This is a genomic window from Streptomyces capitiformicae (assembly GCF_002214185.1).
GTDB lineage: Bacteria > Actinomycetota > Actinomycetes > Streptomycetales > Streptomycetaceae > Streptomyces > Streptomyces capitiformicae.
In genome coordinates this window covers 5,936,543-5,958,307 of the sequence record NZ_CP022161.1, presented here as the reverse complement: position 1 = coordinate 5,958,307, position 21,765 = coordinate 5,936,543, and the positions used below count along the sequence as shown (strand labels likewise).

Sequence of the window (21,765 nt, the reverse complement as noted above, 5' to 3'; positions counted from 1 at the left end):
CGGCCTAGCCGAGCGTCTTCCACTTCTCGCTCGTGGCGATCTCCTTCAGCTGCGCCATCGTGAGCGCGGGGGTGTCGCGGGTCGCGGCCGTGTGCTGGGCACCCGAGTTGAAGGCGCTGATCACGACACGTCGTCCGTCGGTGCGCAGCGTGTCCACGACCCACATGACGACGCCCGCGCCGCCCTTCTCGCCGGGCCCCTGCTGCGTGGCGACCTTCGTGCCGTCGGGGAGGGTCTCGGCGTCGGGCCCGAACAGCGTGTCGGCGAGGTCGTTCATCCCCGGCTGCACATTGATCTGCACCAGGCTCTGCCCCTTGCCGTCGTCGAGGACGACGTACGCGAAGTCGGTCTCCTGACCGCCCTTCGACACCACCTCGGGGCCTTCGGGCAGCAACTCCGTCAACGTCTTCTGGATCGCGTCACCGTCGACCATCGGCGGGTCGACGGAAGTGCCGCCGGTGGAACCGGACTCGGGGAACTCCGTCGACGACGACTCCTTCGCCTCGGGCGCCTTCGCGTCCTCCGGAATGGCGTCGATGGCCGTACGCCAAGCCCCGTCCAGGGCGATCGTCTTCAACTGGGCCGGGGACAGGGGAGGTTCGTCTCGGGTGACGGGGGCGTCCTTCTGCGCCTCGGCGTTCCACTCCATGACGCTGACGTTGTAACCGTCGGGGGTGACCAGCTCAGCGAACCAGCTCTTGGTGTCCTCGCGGCGGTCCGGGTACTCGTAGCCCTGGAAGAGCATCAGCCGCGAGCCGTCGTCCAGCGTGCTCTCCTTGCAGGAGTCGAACTCGACGAAGGCCTTCTCCGGGCAGTCGGTCAGCTGCCGGGCCTGCTCACTGTCCGCCTCGATCCGCCCGAGCCCGACCTGCACGGCCGCCCTGCCGTCCCCGTCGTCGAACACGACATGGGCGTACGGCCCCGGCTGCACGCCCGTGCCCCGCGCCGACTCCCCGCTGAACTCCCCCTGCGGGAGCAGGCCCTTGAGCGTCCGGACGAGGTCGGCGCCGGACACCTTGCCGTCGTTGTCCTTGACCGGCGGCAGGGAGGGGCGCGCGGCCACGGACTGCTTATCGCCCGTGTCCCCGCCCCCGGGCAGCAGCGTCCCGCCCACCCCGACGAGCGCGATCCCGGCGACGCCGCCCACCATTGCCGCCCGGCGCCGGAACAGCAGCCTCCGGCCGCGTACGGCTCCGCCGCTGACCAGGGCGTGACGATCATCGGTGTCGAAGGCGCCGCCGGCCCGGTGCAGGGCGGCGCCGAGCCTGCCCTCGAAGGGGTCGTCGGACGGGTCTTCGTACTGGTCAACGGGCATGATGAACCGCCGTTTCTGTGTCTGGGCCGGAGTCGGTGTGCGGGAGTCGGTGTGCGGGAGTCGGTGTGCCGGAGTCTGTGTGTTGATGCCGGTCGGCGTTCTGAAGGCGCTCAGGGAGTGATGTACTCACCGCTCAGGGAGTGACGTACTCACCGATGCCGTCCCCCAGCAGCACCCGCAGCCGGGCGAGGGCGCGCACACAACGGGTCCGTACCGCCGACGAGCTGGCGTTCATCGCCGCGGCGGTCTCCTCGATGGACCGGTCCTCCCAGTAGCGCAGGACGACCACGGCCCGGTCCTTGGCGGGCAGTTGCGCCAGGGCCTCGACGAGGGTGAGGCGCAGCGACGCGTCGGAGCCGGGCGCCGCGGGCACGTCCGGGATCACATCCGTGGCCCGCTCCTTGCTGCTGCGCCGCCGCTGGTGGGCGAGGAACGTCCTGGTGAGCACGGTCTGCGCGTACCCGGCCGGGTTGTCGGCCCGCCGCACCCGCCCCCACTTCACGTACAGCCGCCCGAGCGTCTCCTGGACCAGATCCTCGGCGAGATGGGTGTCCCCGCCGGTGAGCAGACACGCGGAGCGGTACAGATGCCCCGCGCGCGCCGCCGCGAACTCCTGATAACCGTCCGCGCGGACTTGTCTCATCTGTGGCTCCCCCTGGGTGAGCTCCGGCTTCTCACTTCTTCTCACTCCATTGATGCTGTGGCCCCCGGGGAATGTTTCACGGGCGGGAGGGATACGGTGCGGTAGGCATCACGCCGACCCAGACACCAGGGACACCAGGGACACCAGGGACACCAGGGGACGAAGGACCATGCAGCAGCCCGGCCAACCTGGCCAACCTGGCCAACCCGGTCAGGACGGTCAGCCACAGCCGCCGATGACCCCACCCGCGGCCCCACCGCCCGGCTTCGGCCCACCGCCCCAGCCGTACGCGCCGCAGCCCCAGGGCCCGCCGCAACAGCCGTACGCCTATCCGCAGGCGGCCCAGCCGCCGCAGCCCTACGGGTACCCGGGGGTGGGGGCGGGCGCCCCGGTCGCGGAGGGCCCGGAGTTCCTGGCCGTCGACTGCCACAACTCCGTCGTCGTCGACGTCTCCGGCGTCGCGTTCGAGGACCACGGCATATCCGTCGACTTCCCCTGGCCGGAGATACGCAGCGTCCACTACAAGGCGAGCCCCAACGGCAAGGCCCTCATGGTCGCCGTCATCCACCTCGACGGCCGCTTCTACGAGTGCACGGTCGAGGCCAAGCCCCGCGAACGACTCCACCAGTGGTTCGGTCAACTGGCCCAGGTGCTGGGCTACTACCGGCCGATGGGGTAGAGACAGGCGGGCTTCGAAGGCGCCGGGGGACGGCTGAGCAAAGGCGGAGTGGGAGCGTCCGGAGCCCCGCCGCCCGAACCCGTGGCGCCACTCCCCGCGCCCCGCCCGCCAGCAGCAACTTCGGCGGCACGTCATCCGGCGGAGCCGGGCAGTGCGCGGCTCCGGTGACATCTCGTGCACATGTTCACGGTGACGGTGGGTTCGGGCTTTCCAGGGTGATCGGCAGGCAGCTCCGGTACGCGTTCAGGCTCTACCCGAATGCCGGTCAGCGCACCGCGCCGGCGAGGGCGTTCGGGTGCGCCCGGGTGGTGTTCAACGACGCGGTCCGGGCCCGTGAAGACGCCCGGAAGGCCGGGCAGCCGTTTCCGACGGCCGGTCAGCTGTCCGGGAAGCTGACTACCGAGGTGAAGCAGACGAAGGAGCGGTCCTGGCTGGGCTGCCGGACTGGCGGTATCGGCCTGCGGAGCGCCGGTAAGACCAGGAGCAATCCCGGCACAGCGCGAAGAAACAGGAAGCCACGGAATCCCCACCGGAAACCGCGCCGCGTAACGGCACAGCAACCGGTGGAGAAGGCCAGGATCCGACCCGAACGACGACGACAACGGCTGGCCCGACCAGCACTTGTACTCCTCGAACCACCGGGGACGGCGTGATCAATGTGTACAACGACGTGTCGAACCACTGAACGAAGGCGAGGCTGAGGTCTGCGCCTTTGCTGGGCGGCGCCGAACCGCGAGAACGAGGCGCCGCCCAGGCTGCGTACCGGAGGCGCGGCCGGCGAACTCGGGGCCGGAGGCGCTGGGTGATTGGCAGCTGAGTCCCAACGATTACGCCGTAATCGTGCCGTAATCGTCCTCACTGCCCCGTGCGGCGAGACGAATCTGCCAATCGCTCCCCACTGCCCCGTCTCACTCAATCGAGTCGTTCTCTCAACACACCGAGTCGTTCGGGCTTCTGTCTCAGCGAACCCAGTCGCGCGGTCGAGCGCGCTGGGGGTGCTGGATGGCTGTACCGACTGGGGTGGATCACGCGGAGCCGTGCGTCGAGTTGTCGTACGTGGACGCGGTGCACGGGCGTCGTCGGCGTCCGCTACGGGACTGCGTGACGGGCCGGTTCGAAGATGTCGATCCGGTACATACGTTCCGCTGGTCGCGCGGTGAGCGTCATTTCCCGAGCTGATACCGGGCGGCGACGACCGGGCGGCACGTCGGCTTCGAGTCGTGGCTGGAGCGGGACCGGCTGCTGCTCATGGACTTCGATCCGAGCGTGGTGGGGATCAGCTCGCAGCCGCACCGGCCGACCACCCGCCGCACGCCGAGCAGGGCCTCGTACGGCCGTACGTGGTCGCCCACCTGGGAGAGAGGCCACCGAGATGAGCCGGAACGAAGCCCACGAACCGACCCCGCTCCAGACTCCAGCCCCAGCCCCAGCCCCAGCCCCAGCCCCGGTCAGGGCCGCGTTCCAGGCGTGGCTCGACCACATCCTCGTCTGCGACGACTGCCGCCACACCCCGGCACGCCGCTGCTACCCCTCAGCACGACTGGGCGACCGGCATCACCAGGCCGCCCGAGCCACCCTCCCCGGTGGCCCAGGAGGGCGGTCGGCGCTACCGGCTCAGCGCCACGGCAGGACGTGGTACCACATCTGGTGGTTGCCGCCGTTGCAGCCGAGGGTGTAGAGCGCTCCATCGTAGTTGGCGTCGAGACACCGGCCAGTGGCCTTGTTGACCAGGCGGTACACGTGGGTGTTCCGCTGGAGTCTGTCGATCCACCGGTTACCGAGGTCCTCGACCCGCCAGCGCTGGTAGTCGCCGCCGTTGCAGCCCATGCCGTACACATTGCCGGCGTGGTTGCTGTCGAGGCACTTCCAGACCGCGTCGTTCTGGACGACCTCGTAGTAGCCGCCCTCCTTGAGGTTGAACGCGAAAAGGTGCGCAGGAACGCTGATCCTCGACAGGGTCTTTCCGCCGCCGTCGGTGAGGAACGTGTGTTGACCGGTCTGGAAGTTGTCCAGTTCATGCCACCCAGAGGGTGCGGCCGAGGCCGGTGCCTGCGAGACGGCTAACACCACGGCGCTCAGCGCGGCGACGACGGCCGCGCGTCCGATCGGCGTTCTCTTCATGGGGATCCCCTCCGGGAGACGGTGAACTCACTTCTGCGCACAACAAGAGGCAAGAAGAAGGTAAGAGAGTTCACCGCGCGCCATGTGACGCACGCCACTTGAAGAGTGGCACCCCTACGACGTCCGGGCCGTCCCCGTCCCCTTCTCCGCGTCCAGGGCGTACACGCACCGGTCCTTGCTGCAGGCGTACACGACACCGTCCTTCACCACCGGGGAGCCGGTGATCTCGCCGCCCGTGGCCAGCTTCCAGCCGATCTACGTTCGCCCGGCCGACGACGACACCGTCGATTCCCTGGTTCGGAACGTTGTGGGAGGCCGAGTCCGCGGTGATCGACGCGGGCCGGAGCGCGGCACTCTCGTGCCGCTCGTGGCAGGACTTCTCCGCCGGATACATCCTCGGTCGGAGTCTGCACTTCGACGAGGAGGAGTTCGGGGAGTGGTACACCGACATGGTCGAGGCCCATCGCATCCTGATGTCCGACCCCGGTAGCCCTTGGCTCAACGTTCCCTTCCGGTAGGGCGGTCGGTGGGGGCGCTCAGTTTCTCGTGCCACCGGGCACCAAAGCGTTGTCAGTGCATCCGTCCCAGCTGGGCGTCACTCTTCAGGGTGAGACCAACCGCCTTCCGGACGCGCCGAGTTGAGGCAGATGCGTCTCACTCTGTGTGGATACGGACCGCACCTTCCGTGAGTCGATCAAGAAGATTCGGTGTTGATAGGGGCATGCCGTGGATATGGTGCTGATGCAAGACGATGCAGGAGAGACGTCGACGCACATGTCAGACGTCAGACCTCACAGGGGCCATCTGCGGCGGCGGTCGACCCCCCGCCCGCAGTGAACGGGGTGGTGTGCAGCGTGCCGACCGCGATAGCCGTCACCAGTTCCGACCTGGTGCTCCCACCGCATGACCGGCAGACCCCGCCCGCAGTCGTACAGCCGCAGGAGACCCTCGAAAGCTCCCTGCTCGGCATGCACGCGCTCCTCGAGCAGCACGGTTACGTCATCGCCCTCCACCCCCGTGCCGGAACGACCCCGGAGGAGCGGGCGGTCACCCAGCGGCTGCACGCCGTGCGCTCCATGCTGGAGAGCGACCGTATCGCGCTGCTCGGCGTCGATCTGCCGCCCCTCGGAACCGCCCTGCTGGCCCAGCAGTTGCGCCAGCTGTCCGTGTGTGACTTCAGCCCTGGGGTGCTCGCCTCCTCCGTACGTCTCCTCGCGCACTACATCTACGCCGGCGCCCTCCTCGGCTCGGTCGCCAAGCTCGACCGGGTGCCGGTCACGCTCAAGTCGCACGCCAAGTCATGGGTGCCGGGCGCCCAGTTCGCCGTACTGACGGGGCCGCACCCCCAGCTCGTACGGCTCGGCGCCGCACAGGAACCGCTGGCCGGGCCGGAGTTCGGCACCCGGCTGCTGGTCGCCCAGGGGCCGCAGCCGCCGTCCGACTGGGTCACCGCGACGCTCGCGCCCGCCTGGCAGGTGCAGGGCGTGGCCACGGTGCCGCTGCCCGAGGGGTCCACCCGCTGGTGGGGGACCGGGAAGCTCGTCGAGTTCGCCGCCGGGCTCTCCGACGTCTCCGTGCTCTACCAGCTCGTGTCGTCCGTACGCCGGGATACATGCCACTGGTGCGGACTGGAACTCATCGGCGACCGCTGCGGCTTCTGCGCGGCCCCGCTACGAGAACCGGAACCCGCGCCCCCGGTCCGGGCGCTGCCGCGGGGGACCACATGACGGACGACGGCCGCATGACGGATGACGGCCACGTGACAGACGAGGGCCGCACGACGGATGACGGCCGCATCACGGATGACGGCCACGTGACAGACGACGGCCACGTGACAGACGACGGCCACATGACAGGCGTACGACAACTCCATAGCCCGTAAGGCAGCCCAGCCGCCCGACCCCGTCCGCCCCGCCCCTGCCCCCGCCCCGATCGAGGTTGTCCGCGCATGAACTCACGCCAGCGCCGTGGCGTCATCCTGCTGGTCCTCTCGGCCCTGTGCGCCCTGGCCGCCTTCGCCGGAGTGCTCTCGGTGATCCGTGACGTGAACTCGAAGGTCGGGCCCGAGGTGACGGCGTACCGGCTGAAGAAGGACATCGCGCCGTACAAGGAGCTGACGGCGAGCCAGTTCGAGGCGATCTCGATGCCCGAGCGGTGGCTGTCGGAGACGGCGATCACCGATCTCGGGAAGATCCGCGGGAAGATCGCCGTCACACAGTTGGAGAAGGGCTCGCTGCTCCAGTCCGACATGATCGTCGACCGGCCCGAACTCGGCCCCGGGCAGCAGGAGATCGCGATCCTGATCGACGCGTCGACCGGTGTCGCCGGGAAGATCAACCCGGGCTCGCGGGTCAACATCTACGCCACGTTCGAGGAGAAGGACAGCGACTCGGGCAAGGACACGTCCAAGCTGATGGTCGCCGACGCCCGCGTGATCGACGTCGGCAAGCTCACCCCCTTCGAACCGAACCAGTCCAGCAGCGACCGCCGCCGCACGGCGACCGAGGCCGTGCCGATCACCTTCGCCCTCGACACCGCCGACGCCCAGCGCGTCGCGTTCGCCGAGTCGTTCGCCGAGCACGTCCGCCTGGCCCTGGTCGCGGGCGGCGGCGAAGCCACCGTGGTCCAACCGGACGACCGTTCGTACACCCTCGACGAGGACAAGCAGGAGGCCGCGAGATGAGGTCGGTACGGGAGGTCCGTACGGCGACGCCTCGAACGAGAACGAGGGGGCGTCGAATGCCCCTGCGGCTGGGTGTGCGGCTGGGTGTGCGGCTGGGTGTGCGGCTGGGTGTGCGGCTGGGCGTGCTGCTGGGCGTGCTGCTGGGTGTGCGGCCGGGTACGTGGCTGGGCATGCTGCTGAGGAGGTGGCGCGTCTGGGAGGCAGGGGCGCCTGAAGCGGCCGCCACACCTCTCGGCTCCGAGGCTGTCACCGCTGCCCTCACCCTCACGCTCACCGGAACGGGGTCGTGCCGATGACCATCCGCATCCTCCCCGCCGTCGGGGACATCGACTCGGCCGCCGCGCTCACCACTCTGCTCAGCCAGCTGGCCGACGCCGAACCGGCGCCGCCCGTGTCCGACTCCACCGCCCTGCTCGACACCCTCGCGCGGCTGGCCGCCGAGTCGTTGGAGGAGCTGCCGGAGGTGGTGCTGGTCCACGAACGGATCGGCCCCGTCCCCGCGTTGGACCTGGTCCGCGACCTGGTCCTGCGGTTCCCGGCGGTCGGCGTCGTCCTCGTCACCTCCGACACCAGCACCGGCGTCCTCACCGCCGCCATGGACTCCGGCGCCCGCGGCATCGTCAACCTCCCCCTCTCGTACGACGCCCTCGCCGAACGCGTCCAGGCCGCCGCCGCCTGGTCGACCGGGATGCGCCGCCACCTCGGCAGCGGTACGCCCGAGCTGTACGCGGGCCCCGGCGGCACCGTCGTCACGGTCAGCGGAGCCAAGGGCGGCGTCGGCGCCACGGTCACGGCGGTCCAACTCGCCCTGGCGGCACGGGCATCGGGCCGTACGGTGGCGTTGCTCGACCTCGACCTGCAGTCCGGGGACGTGGCCTCGTACCTGGACGTGCAGTTCCGCCGCTCGGTCGCCGACCTCGCCGGCATCACGGACATCAACCAACGGGTCCTCCAGGAGGCGGTGTACGCCCATGACACCGGGATCGCCCTGCTCCTGGCCCCCGCCGAGGGCGAACGCGGCGAGGAGGTGACGGACCGGGTCGCCCGCCAGGTCCTGGCCACGCTCCGCTCCCGCCACGACGTCGTGATCGTCGACTGCGGTTCGCAGATGAACGCGGCGACCGCGGCGGCCGTGGAGATGGCCGACCAGGCCCTGCTCCTGGTCACCCCGGACGTCGTCGCCGTCCGCGCCGCCAAACGCATGGTCCGCCTCTGGGACCGCCTCCAGATCCGCAAGGCCGAGGAGACGCTGACCGTCGTCAACCGCCACTCACGCGGTACGGAGATCCAGCCGTCGCTGGTCGAGAAGGTCACCGGCACGAGGGTCGCCCGCAACGCGGTACCCGCAGCCTTCAAGGACCTGCAGTCGGTGGTGGACGCGGGCCGTCTCCAGGACCTCGACGCCCGCTCCTCCGTCAAGCAGGCCCTGTGGTCGCTGGCGGGGGAGCTCGAACTGGTCACGGCTCCGGAGAGCGGTGGTGGCGGCCGCCGCCGCAGGGCCTCCGCCGACCGGGGCGCCCTCGTCCTCCGCCGCAAGGGCGGCGACCGCGGCTCGGCCACCCTCGAATTCGCCGGGATGTTCCCCCTGCTCCTGGTCGTCATGACGATCCTCTGGCAGGCCGCGCTCTACGGCTACACGTACACCCTGGCGGGCAACGCCGCCGACGAGGCCGCCCGCGCCGCCACGGCCGCGTTCGCGGTGGACGGCGACGTCGCGGGCGCCTGCGAGGCCGCGGGCACCGCCAACCTCCCCGGCGCCTGGAGCGACACCAGCATCAACTGCGCCGCCGAGGGCCCCGTCATGCGAGCCGAGGTCGAGGCCAACGTTCCTCTCTTCTTCCCTGGCTTCGACGCCGGCTGGACGGTCGACGGCGAGGCGGGCGCGGCGCTGGAGGGGGACACGGAATGACCCCGCTCACCCCCGCACTCCGCCCCCCGAAGCCCTCGCCCCGCGACGACACCGGTTACGCGAAAACCCTCACGGCGGGACGGCCGCGTACGGACGCAAGGGGGCGTGTCGAGTTCGCGCAACCCCCTACGGCGGGACGGCCGCGTACGGACGCAAGGGGGCGTGTCGAGTTCGCGCAACCCCCTACGGCGGGACGGCCGCGTACGGACGCAAGGGGGCGTGTCGAGTTCGCGCAACCCCCTACGGCGGGACGGCCGCGTACGGACGCAAGGGGGCGTGTCGGGGGGTGTCCGCCCGCAGCGGTTGGCGCGTCAACACGTTGCACTCCTCAGGCAACCGATTCCGCGCCGTTCCGAGGACGGACACCCCCCGGCGCACCCCCGACCCACCCCCCCACCGCGGGCGCCCCCACCGCAGGTGCCCCCACCGCGGGCGCCCCCACCGCAGCCCTCACGCCGGGACGGCCATCCATCTCAAAGCCCACCCCTGCCCGCCGCTGGAACGACCGAGGCGTCTCCATCCTGGAGTTCGCCGGTTTCCTCCCGATCCTCCTGCTCGTCGGCATGGCGGCGATCCAGCTCGGCCTCATCGGCTACGGCATCAGCCAGGCCGGCTCGGCCGCCCGCGCCGCCGCCCGGGCCGAGTCGCTGGAGCCCGGCGCGGGCGCGGCCGCGGGCGTGGCGGCGGCGAGCGCGTGGCTGGACCCGGACGTCGACCCGGGCGGAGGCGGAGGCGACACCACCACCGCCACGGTCACCGTCACCGTCCCCTCAGTCGTCCCCCTGCTCGACCCCGTGACCGTGGAACGCAGCGTCACCATGCCCAACGACACCGACGAAGACTGACCAGCCCCCCAGCCCCCCCAGCCCCCGACCTCCAGCCCTCCAACCCTCAGCCCCCAGCCCCGAGAGGAGTTGACGAAAGATGAGCCTGCGATCCCGTATCGCCGCCCCCGACGAGGGGGGAACCGGACGCGAGGACGGACACCTCGTGGCCGTCTACCGCGCCAAGCTCCTCGAAGAGATCGACCTGGCCGAGATGTCGGCCCTGACGGCAGCCGACCGCCGCGCCCGCCTGGAACGCGTACTCGGCCACATCATCAGCCGAGAGGGCCCGGTCCTCTCCTCCTCCGAACGCTCCCAACTCATCCGCAGGGTCGTCGACGAGGCCCTCGGCCTCGGTGTCCTCGAACCCCTCCTCGCCGACGCGTCGGTCACCGAGATCATGGTCAACGGCCCCGACTCGATCTTTGTGGAGCGAGCCGGCCGAGTGGAGCAGCTCCCCATCCGCTTCGCATCGACCGACCAGCTCATGCAGACCATCGAACGCATCGTCTCCACGGTGAACCGAAGGGTCGACGAGTCCAACCCCATGGTCGACGCCCGCCTCCCCACCGGCGAACGCGTCAACGTCATCATCCCCCCGCTCGCCCTCACCGGCCCGACCCTCACGATCCGCCGCTTCCCCCGCGCGTACACGCTCCCCGAACTCATCGGCCTGGGCTCCCTCGACGAGCAGATGCTGATGCTCCTCGCCGCCTTCGTACGCGCCCGCTTCAACGTGATCGTCAGCGGCGGTACCGGCACCGGAAAGACAACTCTCCTCAACGCTCTCTCCGGCCTGATCCCGCCCCGCGAACGCATCATCACCATCGAGGACTCCGCCGAACTCCAGCTCCAGCAGGAGCACGTCATCCGCCTGGAGTCCCGCCCCCCGAACATCGAGGGCAAGGGCCAGATCACCATTCGCGACCTGGTCCGCAACTCCCTCCGTATGCGCCCCGACCGCATCATCGTCGGTGAGGTCCGCGGCGGCGAGACCCTCGACATGCTCCAGGCGATGTCGACGGGCCACGACGGCTCCCTCGCCACCGTCCACGCCAACTCCGCCGAGGACGCGCTCATGCGTCTCCAGACCCTCGGCTCGATGTCCGAGGTCCTCATCCCGTTCGAGGCCCTCAAGGACCAGATCAACTCGGCGGTGGACGTGGTCGCCCAGCTCACCCGTTTCGCCGACGGCTCCCGCAAGATCACCGAGATCGCGCTGCTCGTCTCGCACGGCCGCGAACAGTTCCGCATCGCCACGGTCTCCCGCTTCGTCCCGGCCCCCCTCGGCGCCGACCGCGTCGTCCACGGCCGCTTCGAACACCTCCCGATCCCCCGTCCCGTCGCGGAGAAGCTGTACGTCGCCAACGAGCCCCTGCCCCCCGCGTACGGCGTGGCGGAGGCCATCGACGTACTCAACACGAGGCAGGCCATCGGATGAGGCCGCCCAGGACCACCCCCCAGCCGCCAGCCCACCCAGCCCACCCAGCCCACCCAGCCCACCCAGCCCACCCAGCCCACCCAGCCCACCCAGCCCACCCAGACCATCAAGATCACCCAGGCCATCCAAACCACCCGGACCAGCCGAACCAGATGGACGAGACAGACAGGAGCGGACCGTGAACAACCCCACCCTCCTGGCCCTCGGCGCCACCGTCCTGTGCTGCACCCTCGCCGTGGCCGGCGTGCACACGTACGCCTCCGGCCGCGCCCAGCGCCAGGCCCTGGTCGACCGCCTGGCCGGCACCCCGGGCGGCCCCCTGCGTACGGCGGCGGGTCGCGTACGACGCTTCACGGCCGTCGACCGCCGTCTGCGCCGCACCCGCCTCGGCCGTGCGATCCATCTGCGCCTGACGACGACCGGACTCGACCTGACGGCGGGCGAGTTCGCCACGTACGTCGCCATGATCGTGATCGCCCTGTGGCTGATCGCGGCGGCGACCCTCGCCCCCTTCTTCGGCCCGATCGCCGGCGCGGTGGGCGTCTGGAGCGCGGCCATCTTCCTCAACTGGCAACGCCAGAAACGCATCGAGGCCTTCATCAACCAACTCCCGGACGTGGCCCGCCTCCTCGCCAACGCCACCGCCGCCGGCCTCGCCCTCCGTACGGCTCTGGCGATGGCGGCGGAGGAGCTGGAAGCCCCCGCGGGCGAGGAGTTGGCCCGAGTGGCGGACCAACTGTCCCTCGGCCGCTCCGTGGACGACGCCCTCGGCGAACTCGCCGAACGCCTCCCCTCCCGCGAACTGATCGTCCTGGTCACCACCCTCGTCCTCTCCAACAAGGCGGGCGGCTCGGTAGTCAGCTCACTCCGAAACCTCACCCAGACCCTGGAGGACCGGAAGGAAACCCGCCGAGAGGTGCGCACGATGCTCTCGGAGGTCAACGCGACGGCGTTCACGGTCCCGTTGCTGGGCCTCGGCTCCCTCCTCCTGATCAACTCCTCGAACGACGGCGCCCTGGCCCGGGTGACCGGCTCCCCCCTCGGCCAGGTCCTCGTCCTGGTCTCGATCGGCCTCTACACGGTCGGCTTCTTCGTCATCCGCCGCCTCGGCAAGATCGAAGTATGAGAGGGGAGCCGTGACCTGAGATGACCACGACAACGATGCTCCCCCTGCTTCTGGCCATCCTGATGGCCGTCTCGGTCGCGGGCGTCCTCCTCGGCATCCGCATGATCCGCGCCGAGGCGAAACTCCCGAGCGACCTGGCCCTCGCCCTGGAGGTCGGCGCCACCCGGGTGTCGAAGGCGGGCTCGGCGATCGACCGCCTGGGCATGCGCTTCGCCCCCCTCGTACTGCGCCTCATGGGCCCCCGCAGGGTCGAGGCGAAACGCCGTCGCATCGACATGGCGGGCAACCCCGGCGGCCTCACCCTCAACCGCTACGCCGCCCGCCGAGCCGTCTACGGCTTCTTCGGCGCCTTCATGGGCCTGGTCTTCCTCACCAGCTCCCGCCCCCTCCTGGCCGCCGGCACCTTCGCCTTCGGCCTGCTGGCGGCCGACGCGGCGATCTGGCAGGCCATCCGTGAACGCAAGGACGTCATCGACCGCACCCTCCCCGACTTCCTCGACGTACTCGCCGTCGTCGTGTCAGCGGGCCTGGGCTTCCGCCAGGCCCTGGACCGAGTGGCGGAGAAGTACGAGGGCCCCTGGGCCGACGAGTTGAGGATCACGTTGCGCCAGATGGACATGGGCGTAAGCCGCCGCCAGGCCTTCGACGAACTCCGCAAACGCAACTCCTCCGAACAGGTGGCCCAGTTCGTCTCGGCCCTCCAACAAGGCGAAGAACTGGGCTCCCCGATCGCCGAAACCCTGATCCAACTGGCCGCCGACATGCGCCGCACAGACGCCCAGAACGCCCGCCGCCGAGCCGCCCGAACCATCCCCAAGGCGACTCTGGTGACGTTGGTCTTCATGCTCCCGGCCACGATGATCCTCATCGCGACGGGCATGTTCCTCGGCTCTGGCACGAACTTCGGCGACATCCTGGGCCGCTGATGAGAAGCCGCCCGTTCACCCGTCTGTCCTCGTTGCGGGCAATCGTGCCGCTGGGGCGATGGGGGTCCCCCCGCTCATGGGGGTCCCCCCGCTCGAGCGCAGCCGAGAGTGGGGGAGCAGCCGAGAGTGGGGGAGGATGGGCGCAGCGGCACCCTGCTCGCGCCGGTAAGCGAAACCCCGCCCCGCCCAGCCCAAGTGCCGGGCACCCGGCAACCAAGGCTCTGCCCGGCCCCGCCCACCGGGCCCTCAACAGCCAAGGCGCGCCCCACCACAGCCCGACCCCCACCACCGGCTACTTACAGGACGACGCCCAACCCCCCGCCACCCTCCGCCTCCAACTCAACGCCCTCCAAGCCCTCTCCCGCCAAACCATCGCCGTCCGTCTCACCATGCTCGCCATCGGCACCCCTTTCGCCATGGCCAACACCACAGACGGCCCCCCGACCCACGCCGTACTCACCGCCGCGGTCCTCGGCATCACCATCGCCTACGCCACCCTCAGGGACTGGGACCGCTTCGCCCCCCGCCTCCTCGCCCACCCCTCCCTCATGGCGCTGGACCTCCTCTTCGGCGCGGTCCTCCTCCTCACCGCCTCCCCGGCCTCCCCCCTCGCCTACGCCACCGTCTGCACGCCCCTCCTCGCCGGCCTCCTCTACGGCTGGCGCGGCGCCGGCGTCTTCACCGGCCTGCAACTCGCCGTCCTGCTCACGGTCCACCGCGCCTGGGACCACCGCCCCGGCGCAGGCGCCGGTACCCTCCTCGTCGCCGGCTTCTGCGTCGCGGCCGGCATCATCGGCGTAACCCTCCGCAACCTGATGTTCCGCTTCGGTACGGCCACCCAGGCACTCTCGGAAGCCACGTCCCGCCTGGCCGTGGCGGAGGCAGTCGAGTCCGAACGCGCCCGCCTGGCCCGAGAACTGCACGACTCGGTGGCGAAGACCCTGCACGGCCTGGCCCTGGCGGCAGACGCACTCGCCACCTCAGCGGACCGCTCCGACCCGGACCCGGCCCTGCTGAGACAACAGGCGACCCTGGTGGCATCGGCGGCCCGAAGAGCCGCCGCCGAATCCCGGGACCTCCTCACGGACCTACGCCGCCACACGGACCTGACGACGACGCCACCACCCGCAGACCTGTTGACCCAACTGACGGCGAAGACGACGGAGTTCGAGTCCCGTACTGCGATCCCCACCCTCCTGACCCACAAGGGCATGGCGGAACCCCCACCTCTCCCACCCGAAACGACCCACCACCTCCTGGCGATCGTCTCGGAAGCCCTGGAGAACACCCACCGCCACGCGAACGCGACGAGGGCGGAGGTGACGTTGACGGTCGCTCCCACCACGCTCCACCTCACGATCAAGGACAACGGTGTAGGCCTCCCGCCCTCGCTCACTCTCGAAGAAGCAGCCACATCCGGCCACTTCGGCCTCCTGGGCATGGCGGAACGTGCCGAACGGATACTCGGCAGCCTCCACCTGCGCTCAGCCCCCGCAGGAGGTATGGAAGTGACGGTCACCCTCCCCTTGCCGGCACCCCCCACCTCCCGAGCCCCCCAACAGGAGCCCACCCATGCCTGACCAGGACCAGGCACTCCGCGTACTGGTGGCCGACGACAACCCGGTGGTCCGCGCCGGCTTGGCCGCCCTGCTCGGCACCCACCCCGACATCAGGGTCGTAGCCCAGGCGACGAACGGCGAGGAAGCGGTACGGGACGCGCGACGGCACGCCCCGGACGTCACCCTCCTCGACGTCCGCATGCCCGGCACGGACGGCCTCACCGCCCTCCCCGAACTGGCGGCGCTGTCCCCCGTGATGATGCTGACGTACAGCACGGAGCCCGAGGTAGTGGCCGAGGCCCTGCGCCGAGGCGCGTCCGGCTACCTGGTCCACGGCGAGTTCACGGCGGCCGAACTGATCAAGGCGGTACGGGACTTGAGAGAGGGCCGACCCACACTCTCACCCTCCACCGGTGTCTCAAGTTCGCTCGGCGTTTCCTACAAACCTTCACACAAAAGTCACGCCCCCTCTTCGCAGCTGCAACCATTTATGGCACAGTCCAATCGACCGTCTTTCGGCCTGAGTTCAAGGGAGGTGGAGGTGATGGACCTCATCGCATCCGGCATGAACAACCGTCAAATCGCCGCCACCTGCTTCATCAGCGAGAAGACCGTCAAGAACCACATCAACCACATCTTCGCGAAACTGCACACCTCCACCCGCAGCGAAGCCATCGCCCACTGGCTGGGCACGACCCGCGAGGGGTGGGCCCGATGACTGCGGCGACCAGGGAAAGTTGGGCCCCTGGACCCACCCCCAGTAGGACTGTTATCACGTACGGTGATCCGGTTGATGTCGGCATCAGGCGGGAAGGCAATCGCCATGAAGGTGAAGAGCCGGTTCGCGGCGTGGAAGAACACCGTCGTCTCCCGAATGCGGGGGAAGGGACGGGACTCGGGCGCCGGGTTCGTGGAGTACGCGGGCATCATGATCATCGTTGCGGGGATCTTCGTGATGATCGACCAGTTGGGTCTCGACGGTGTGATTTCCACGGCGATCGGCGACGCGGTGGCGGACGTCGTCGGCGGCGGTGGCTGACGCTTGGCCGACTTCGCAGTGACCGCGGCTCGACCCTTCCGATCTACATCTGGCTGACGACGATACTGCTCTTCACCGCGTTGGCCTTTTTCGCGTTCGCCCAGGCAGCGTCCGCCCGCAGTGGTGCCCAATCTGCGGCGGACGCTGCGGCGTTGGCTGCGGCACAAGATGCACGGGACGAGCTGTTGCTCGACCTGGAGGACGCCATCGTTGCCGGGGACGACTGGTTGGACTGGCTGGACCTGCCCGATGGAGCGCTCCCCGCTGACGGGGCCACCGCTGCGGCCCTGGAACTGGCTGCCCAGAACAACTCGACCCTTCAGGGCGATGCCGAGCAGATCGAAGTGAATGGCAATCCCGGCTTTCAGGTCAGCGTCGTAACGGACTACACCGTCGGCGACTCGATCATCCCCGGCACCGAAAGCATGACGGCCACTGCTCAGGCGGCCGCCGTCATTCAACCGCGCTGCGAGTTCGACGTGGACGCGGATCCCACGCAACCTGTGCAACTGGACTGCGACGGCGAGACCGTGGACATCGACCCCGAAGATTTCGATCCGGACACCCTGCCCGACGCATCCGTGATGTTCTCTGTGTATCTGGCCGAGTGAGAGGAATCCGTACCGATGAATATTCGGCACACCATGAAGGGCCGCAGGGCAGTGACCGCGGTGGCGATCGCGACCGGGCTGCTCCTCACGGTGGCCGGCTGTGGGGGAGGGAATGAGGACAACGCCAAGGAGTCTGCGTCCTCTTCGGCTCCCACGAAGAGCGACAGCGGTGATGGCAAGGAGACCGAGTCGCAGGCGCCGACGTCGAACGAGGTACTGGCCACGGCCAAGGACGGCGACATCTCGGTCACCATCACCTCTGCCGTACGCGACTCCGGCGGCTTCGTCACTGTGTCGGGCACGGTGAAGAACGACGGCAGCCGGTCGTGGCTCGGCGCCAACTGGGCGAGCGACGAGCGAGAGCTGAGGTCCAACGGCGGATCCCTGTCGGGCGCCAGCCTCGTCGACAACGAGGGCAAGAAGAAGTACCTCATTCTCCGGGACACCTCGGGACGCTGCCTGTGCACGAAGTTCAGTGGTCAGATCATGCCCGGAGGCACAGCCGACTGGTACGCCCAGTTCCCCGCCCCACCCGAAGGCACGAACAACGTCGACTTCCAAGTCGGCTCCATGCCCCCCGCCACCGTAGAACTCTCCGAGGGCGAGTGACCATGGCCACCGCCCCCACTCCCCGAGCCACCGCCACTCTCACCGCCACGGCAACCCTCGCCCTCCTGGCCGCCCTGACCCTCGCGAGCCCGGCGCACGCCGCCGACGACCCCAGCGAACCTCCAGGCACCGTCACCACCTCCCCACCCCCGGAAGTGGACGCGAACAGCCCGGGCCTGAAGCTCGCGGGGGGCGCGACGCTCGCTCCGGCGAAGGTTCTGGACATCAAGTCGATCGTGGAGGATCTCGGCGGCGAGGAGCGCCGGGAGGACACCAACGAGAACGTGACGTTCGCGCTGCAAGCGGAGGTGCTGTTCCCGAAGGACAGCGCGACGCTCAACCCGCAGGCCCGCTCCCGGATCCAGGCGATCGCGGAGGAGATCAAGACCCAGAACGCGGGCACGGTCCGCGTCTTCGGCTTCACCGACGACCTGGGCTCGTACGCCCACGGCCTGACCCTCTCCAAGAAGCGCGCGGACGCCGTCCACGACGTCCTCGCCGGCGACCTCGGCGGCAACGTCACCTTCGAGGTACGCGGCTACAGCGAGGACTATCCCATCGCCGACAACTCCACGGAGGAGGGCCGCAAGAAGAACCGAAGGGTGGAGATCTCCTTCCCGAGGACCTCTTGACCGGGTGAGTCCAGTCCGGGCGTCGATTTGACGCGAGGACCTGGTTCTCACCACCGCAGCGCGGGCTGAGCAGGACCAAACCGTGGTGTCGGGCGCCCCCCCCCGGATGCTGGCCGCGGTGGCACGCTGGGAGCCGGGTGGACGTCGTATGACGGCGGGCCGCGGCGACCGCGCCGTACCCCCGGCGCCGCCAACCGGCCACTGGGAAGTCACGAGACACCCCGGCATCACCGGCTCAAGGGCAGTCCGGCGCACGGCATCCATCGCGGACAGACCTGCGAACAGTGGCAGATCGAGGTGACTGGCGGCGGCCGCATCCGGTATCTCGCAGACCGCCGCTGAGCCGACGCAGCCGTGTGGACGGCGGAACGGGACGGCGACTCGGCCGCTTTCCACGACCGCTGCCGCTTTGGCACGCCGTCCATGGTTGGAAGCCGGCACGGGGGAAGCGGGTTGCCGAAGGGTACACGGAGCCTGCGGAGGTGATCGCAGAGTGTGAGCAGATCCGGCAGGCGCATGACCTGGGACAGCTGGTGTGCGACCGGCGCATGGCACTCGGGCTGGCGCAGTCGGCGCTGGGGGAGCGTTCGGTATGTCGGTGGACGAGGTCGAGGCAGTGGAACTGGGCGGCATGCTTCCTGTCACGGCCGACCTTCTGGTCAGGCCGGCATCGGCGCTCGACGTGACAGTAAATCTCCCCGTCGTGTCCGACGGAGACAACACGGTGGCGTTCGGAGAACTGGCGGCGTAATCCGCGGGCACCGCGTGTCAAGTTCAGTGTGTTGAAGGGCCTCGCTCTTCGGGCGAGGCGATGAAGCGGCGGCGGCCTCGTCCTGGGGCACCCATCCGGCTGTCCGGCCGGTCGGGCCGCTTGGCGGTTGTCGCGGCGAGGATCGTGGAGGCCACCAGGGCAAGTGTCACCAGGGCGGCGCCCGACAGCATGAAGGCGGCCCTCACGCCGACCAGGGAGATGGTCGTCGACGCGATGAACGGGGAGACGGCGAGGGCGCCGGCGATGCCGGCCTCCCACAGACCGAGGGCCTTGGCGAGGTGGCTGTCCGGGATGCGCTGTTGTACCAGTGCGATCAGTGGGATGTCGGTCAGCGCGGAGGCGAGCCCTGTCAGCGCGAGCAGAGCGGCTGCCATGACCGGAGAGGTGGCCAGGCCCAGCGGAAGTCGGAAGACACCCAGCAGGGCCCAGGCGAGCATGGCGACCAGGGCGAGCCTGCGGATCGGAATCCTGGAAAGGAGGAGGGCTCCGGCAACCTCCGCCAGCCCGGCGATGCCCAGCAGCAGACCGTACTCGCCGCCCTGCCCCACCAAGGCCACCAGGCCGACGGTCAGGAAACCGCTGGTAAGGGTGAGAGCGAGGACGAAGGTCACGATCACCAGCAGTACGTCCGGCTCGGACCGAACTGCTCTGAGGCCCGCCGCCAGGTCGGAGCGAAGCCCGGTCGGCTGGCTGCGGCGGGCGGGAGCGTGGACCCGGAGGGCGGCGACGGCGGCCGCCGAGAGCAGAAAGGTCAGTCCGTTGAGTGCCACAGCGGTCGTCAGGGAAGCAACGGCCAGCACTGGCGCGAGTACCAGCGGACCTACGAAAAAGGCGGCGCGGAAGGCTACTTGGAGCAGTCCGTTGGCCTGCTGCAGAAGAGCGGGCGGCACGATCTGCGGCACGATGGCGTTGCGGGCGGGAGCGAACGGGGCCCCGACCAGGGCCAGCAACGCTGTTACTGCTACCAGCACGGTCAGGCTCATCGATCCGAACGCGAACAGGCCCACGGCGACAGCCACCAGCACCGCCCGGAGAATGTCCGTGAGGATCATCAGACGTCGCCGGTCGTAGCGGTCGGCGTAGGAAGCGGCAACGAACGTCGCCAGAAATGTCGGCGCGTACGCGGCCACGGTGACCAGCGCCACCGCCGCCGGATCATGGGTGAGCGACCAGGCCAGCCAGGCGGTGGTAGCGGTGAACATGCCGTCACCGAAACGTGAAATGCCCTGACCGGCGAAGAGAAGCAGGAAGTTCCGGTCCTTCAGGAGTGTCATGCCCCCACTGTCGGAACGAGCGACGCACTTGATCAACTGATTGAGAATGACGCTAATCAGTGGGGTCGCTCGCGTGCAGGAATGCCTCCAGGCTGGGGGCAAGAGCTGCCACCTGCTCCGGGACCAGCCGGTACAGCACGTAGTAGCCCTCGCGGCGGCGCTCGACCAGACCTGCCTCGCTCAGCAGGCGCAGCTGCTTGGAGAGACCGGCCTCGGTGATTCCGACGAGGGGGGCGAGTTCCTGCGTGCTGCGCGGCTGCTCGGCGATCAGCCGCAGGGTACGCAGGCGGGTGTCGTCGGCCAGTGCCCTGAGGATTCCCGTCAGCCGCGCCGGGGGGATACGCGGGCGGGCCTCCCGGACGATGGAGGACGCGGGAAACACCAGCCCGAGCGGCCAGGGGCCGTCACAGTTGACGCGAACGTGCGGCCATACGTAAGCGCTGGGGGCGAGGACGAGCTGCTTTTCCGGCGTGATCTCGATGTCGTGATCGTGCGGTCGCTCCAGCCAGACTCGCCCGGCCTCGGGTTCGCTGCGCACCTCCGGCCACAGGCCACGGAACAGGGTGTACAGACCGTGCTCGGCGATCTGACAACCGGCCTCGGCGACGCTTTCGGCGAGACCCGGCTCAATGCGCTGCCACTCGTGTGAGAACGCTTCCTCCCAGTAGCGCTCCAGCATCTTCAGAAACCGCTCCAACAGTGAGGCAGGCTCATCGAGCAGCAGCCTGGCCAGCCTCTGATCGCCTGCTGCCTCTGCTTGCTCGTCCAGTCGACGGCGGACTTCGGGTTCGTTGAGGGCAGCGGGGTTCCTGCCGGGCCCGCATCCCAACGGCTGACCACCCAGCGCGACTGCGAACTCCAGCCGTACCAGCTCCGGGTCGACCGAGCGCAGTCGTCGCAATTCGTCCTCGAAGCCGAGCAGTTCACCCGTCGGCGACGGGAAGAAGAACTCCGGAAAGTAGGAACGGAAGGCGAAGGAGAACACGTCGATCTCGCGTTTCAGCGCCGGCGACAGCCTGCGCATGGCCCGTACCCAGGCGTGTTGGACGGGATGATGCTTGGGTTCCACCAGCACGTGCAGGCTCAGCACCGCCTCCATCGACGGCGAGTACGAGAACCCGACGAGTTCTGCGCCGGACGCGGGGATCCGGAAAGTGATGGTCATGGCGACATCATCACCGCGAGCCGACTGCCTTTGCCGGGACCGGTGGTCGTCCACGCGCGGCCCACCTCCCGTACCCGGGCCGCCCAGCGTGTGAGGATGACTATGCCTCGCAGCAGTGCGAGAAGCGTCTCCGGGTCGTGGCATTGCAGTTGGAGGCCGGCCGGTTCGTCAGGGCTTACGATCCTCGTCCACAGGACCACTCCCTGCGCGGAAAGGACGGGTCACAGACCCCGAACGTGGAACGAATCTGCCATCGCCCCCTTGGCAGCTCTCCTTCGGGGACGATGGTGAACGAGACGGGGATGGGCGGGGCCTCGAAGCGCGGCGGGACGTTGAGGTCGCGGTGGGCGGCCAGGAGTGAGACGAGCATGGCGGACAGGCCGTGGTCGTCGGCCAAGGCCTGAGCAAGTTGCTCGATGTCACTTCGCAGGCGACAC

General features: G+C 69.4%; 23 protein-coding genes and 3 pseudogenes. 18 read left to right on the top strand and 8 right to left on the bottom strand.

Going from position 1 to position 21,765, the window contains the following annotated elements; genetic code table 11:
- Positions 1 to 4 precede the first annotated feature (4 nt).
- Both CES90_RS26630 and CES90_RS26625 read right to left on the bottom strand, forming a co-directional pair.
- Positions 5 to 1,315, bottom strand: a complete 1,311-nt coding sequence (locus CES90_RS26630; protein WP_189784738.1) for a hypothetical protein — start codon at positions 1,313 to 1,315, stop codon at positions 5 to 7.
- 133 nt (positions 1,316 to 1,448) lie between these two features.
- Positions 1,449 to 1,958 (bottom strand): SigE family RNA polymerase sigma factor, encoded by a 510-nt coding sequence (locus CES90_RS26625; protein WP_149830883.1) that lies wholly within the window; start codon positions 1,956 to 1,958, stop codon positions 1,449 to 1,451.
- A gap of 235 nt (positions 1,959 to 2,193) precedes the next feature.
- Here CES90_RS26625 and CES90_RS26620 point away from each other — a divergent pair, with 235 nt between their 5' ends.
- Positions 2,194 to 2,637 carry a hypothetical protein gene (locus CES90_RS26620; protein WP_189784737.1) on the top strand — a complete coding sequence of 148 codons (444 nt, stop codon included), beginning with the start codon at positions 2,194 to 2,196 and terminating at the stop codon, positions 2,635 to 2,637.
- Positions 2,638 to 2,855: 218 nt separating this feature from the next.
- A pseudogene (locus CES90_RS26615) lies at positions 2,856 to 3,074 on the top strand (helix-turn-helix domain-containing protein); the annotation flags it as partial.
- A 726-nt stretch (positions 3,075 to 3,800) separates the two neighbouring features.
- Here the strand turns inward: CES90_RS26615 and CES90_RS26610 are convergent.
- The 3 genes and pseudogenes from CES90_RS26610 to CES90_RS49895 form a co-directional block, all read right to left on the bottom strand.
- Positions 3,801 to 3,989 carry a hypothetical protein gene (locus CES90_RS26610; RefSeq protein WP_189784736.1) on the bottom strand — a complete coding sequence of 63 codons (189 nt, stop codon included), beginning with the start codon at positions 3,987 to 3,989 and terminating at the stop codon, positions 3,801 to 3,803.
- A gap of 262 nt (positions 3,990 to 4,251) precedes the next feature.
- Positions 4,252 to 4,758, bottom strand: a complete 507-nt coding sequence (locus CES90_RS26605; protein WP_189784735.1) for an RICIN domain-containing protein — start codon at positions 4,756 to 4,758, stop codon at positions 4,252 to 4,254.
- Between the two features lie 114 nt (positions 4,759 to 4,872).
- A pseudogene (locus CES90_RS49895) lies at positions 4,873 to 5,007 on the bottom strand (PQQ-binding-like beta-propeller repeat protein); the annotation flags it as partial.
- A 47-nt stretch (positions 5,008 to 5,054) separates the two neighbouring features.
- Here CES90_RS49895 and CES90_RS26595 point away from each other — a divergent pair.
- The 16 genes and pseudogenes from CES90_RS26595 to CES90_RS26520 form a co-directional block, all read left to right on the top strand.
- Positions 5,055 to 5,276, top strand: a pseudogene (locus CES90_RS26595) (DUF1266 domain-containing protein); the annotation flags it as partial.
- 336 nt (positions 5,277 to 5,612) lie between these two features.
- A complete protein-coding gene (locus CES90_RS26590; protein WP_229914019.1) occupies positions 5,613 to 6,485 on the top strand; it encodes a hypothetical protein in 873 nt (290 codons plus the stop codon).
- 221 nt (positions 6,486 to 6,706) lie between these two features.
- The gene (gene cpaB, locus CES90_RS26585; protein ID WP_189784733.1) at positions 6,707 to 7,441 is read left to right on the top strand and encodes a Flp pilus assembly protein CpaB; all 735 of its coding nucleotides are present in this window, start codon (positions 6,707 to 6,709) and stop codon (positions 7,439 to 7,441) included.
- Positions 7,442 to 7,497: 56 nt separating this feature from the next.
- Positions 7,498 to 7,737, top strand: coding sequence for a hypothetical protein (locus CES90_RS26580; RefSeq protein ID WP_189784732.1), 240 nt, complete (start codon positions 7,498 to 7,500; stop codon positions 7,735 to 7,737).
- Positions 7,734 to 9,350 carry an AAA family ATPase gene (locus CES90_RS26575; RefSeq protein ID WP_189784731.1) on the top strand — a complete coding sequence of 539 codons (1,617 nt, stop codon included), beginning with the start codon at positions 7,734 to 7,736 and terminating at the stop codon, positions 9,348 to 9,350. Before CES90_RS26580 ends, CES90_RS26575 begins: the two co-directional genes overlap by 4 nt.
- Before the next feature lie 470 nt (positions 9,351 to 9,820).
- Positions 9,821 to 10,195, top strand: coding sequence for a TadE/TadG family type IV pilus assembly protein (locus tag CES90_RS26570; RefSeq protein WP_229914025.1), 375 nt, complete (start codon positions 9,821 to 9,823; stop codon positions 10,193 to 10,195).
- Positions 10,196 to 10,274: 79 nt separating this feature from the next.
- Complete coding sequence (locus tag CES90_RS26565) at positions 10,275 to 11,615, top strand: CpaF family protein (RefSeq protein ID WP_189784730.1); 1,341 nt, start codon at positions 10,275 to 10,277, stop codon at positions 11,613 to 11,615.
- Between the two features lie 178 nt (positions 11,616 to 11,793).
- A complete protein-coding gene (locus tag CES90_RS26560) occupies positions 11,794 to 12,741 on the top strand; it encodes a type II secretion system F family protein (protein WP_189784729.1) in 948 nt (315 codons plus the stop codon).
- A 20-nt stretch (positions 12,742 to 12,761) separates the two neighbouring features.
- Entirely contained in the window at positions 12,762 to 13,667 is a 906-nt protein-coding gene (locus CES90_RS26555; protein WP_189784728.1) for a DUF5936 domain-containing protein, read from the top strand.
- A 416-nt stretch (positions 13,668 to 14,083) separates the two neighbouring features.
- On the top strand, positions 14,084 to 15,247 hold the full coding sequence (locus CES90_RS26550) for a sensor histidine kinase (protein ID WP_373313447.1): 1,164 nt from the start codon (positions 14,084 to 14,086) through the stop codon (positions 15,245 to 15,247).
- Positions 15,240 to 15,944: a response regulator gene (locus CES90_RS26545; RefSeq protein WP_189784727.1), complete on the top strand. Its 705-nt coding sequence runs from the start codon at positions 15,240 to 15,242 to the stop codon at positions 15,942 to 15,944. The genes CES90_RS26550 and CES90_RS26545 overlap by 8 nt, the downstream gene beginning before the upstream one ends.
- A gap of 105 nt (positions 15,945 to 16,049) precedes the next feature.
- Positions 16,050 to 16,265 carry a hypothetical protein gene (locus CES90_RS26540; protein ID WP_189784775.1) on the top strand — a complete coding sequence of 72 codons (216 nt, stop codon included), beginning with the start codon at positions 16,050 to 16,052 and terminating at the stop codon, positions 16,263 to 16,265.
- A complete protein-coding gene (locus CES90_RS26535; protein ID WP_189784774.1) occupies positions 16,262 to 16,876 on the top strand; it encodes a pilus assembly protein TadG-related protein in 615 nt (204 codons plus the stop codon). The genes CES90_RS26540 and CES90_RS26535 overlap by 4 nt, the downstream gene beginning before the upstream one ends.
- 15 nt (positions 16,877 to 16,891) lie before the next feature.
- Positions 16,892 to 17,485, top strand: a complete 594-nt coding sequence (locus CES90_RS26530; RefSeq protein ID WP_189784726.1) for a hypothetical protein — start codon at positions 16,892 to 16,894, stop codon at positions 17,483 to 17,485.
- 2 nt (positions 17,486 to 17,487) lie between these two features.
- Positions 17,488 to 18,117 (top strand): OmpA family protein, encoded by a 630-nt coding sequence (locus CES90_RS26525; protein WP_189784725.1) that lies wholly within the window; start codon positions 17,488 to 17,490, stop codon positions 18,115 to 18,117.
- 592 nt (positions 18,118 to 18,709) lie between these two features.
- Positions 18,710 to 18,868, top strand: a complete 159-nt coding sequence (locus CES90_RS26520; RefSeq protein ID WP_189784724.1) for a hypothetical protein — start codon at positions 18,710 to 18,712, stop codon at positions 18,866 to 18,868.
- Between the two features lie 23 nt (positions 18,869 to 18,891).
- Here the strand turns inward: CES90_RS26520 and CES90_RS26515 are convergent, their stop codons facing one another.
- The 3 genes from CES90_RS26515 to CES90_RS52045 all read right to left on the bottom strand — a co-directional run bounded on the left by CES90_RS26515 (position 18,892) and on the right by CES90_RS52045 (position 21,746).
- Entirely contained in the window at positions 18,892 to 20,163 is a 1,272-nt protein-coding gene (locus CES90_RS26515; protein WP_189784723.1) for an MFS transporter, read from the bottom strand.
- Positions 20,164 to 20,215: 52 nt separating this feature from the next.
- Positions 20,216 to 21,328 (bottom strand): ArsR/SmtB family transcription factor, encoded by a 1,113-nt coding sequence (locus CES90_RS26510; RefSeq protein ID WP_189784722.1) that lies wholly within the window; start codon positions 21,326 to 21,328, stop codon positions 20,216 to 20,218.
- Positions 21,329 to 21,503: 175 nt separating this feature from the next.
- Positions 21,504 to 21,746 carry a DUF6177 family protein gene (locus CES90_RS52045; RefSeq protein ID WP_373313451.1) on the bottom strand — a complete coding sequence of 81 codons (243 nt, stop codon included), beginning with the start codon at positions 21,744 to 21,746 and terminating at the stop codon, positions 21,504 to 21,506.
- Positions 21,747 to 21,765: the final 19 nt, after the last annotated feature.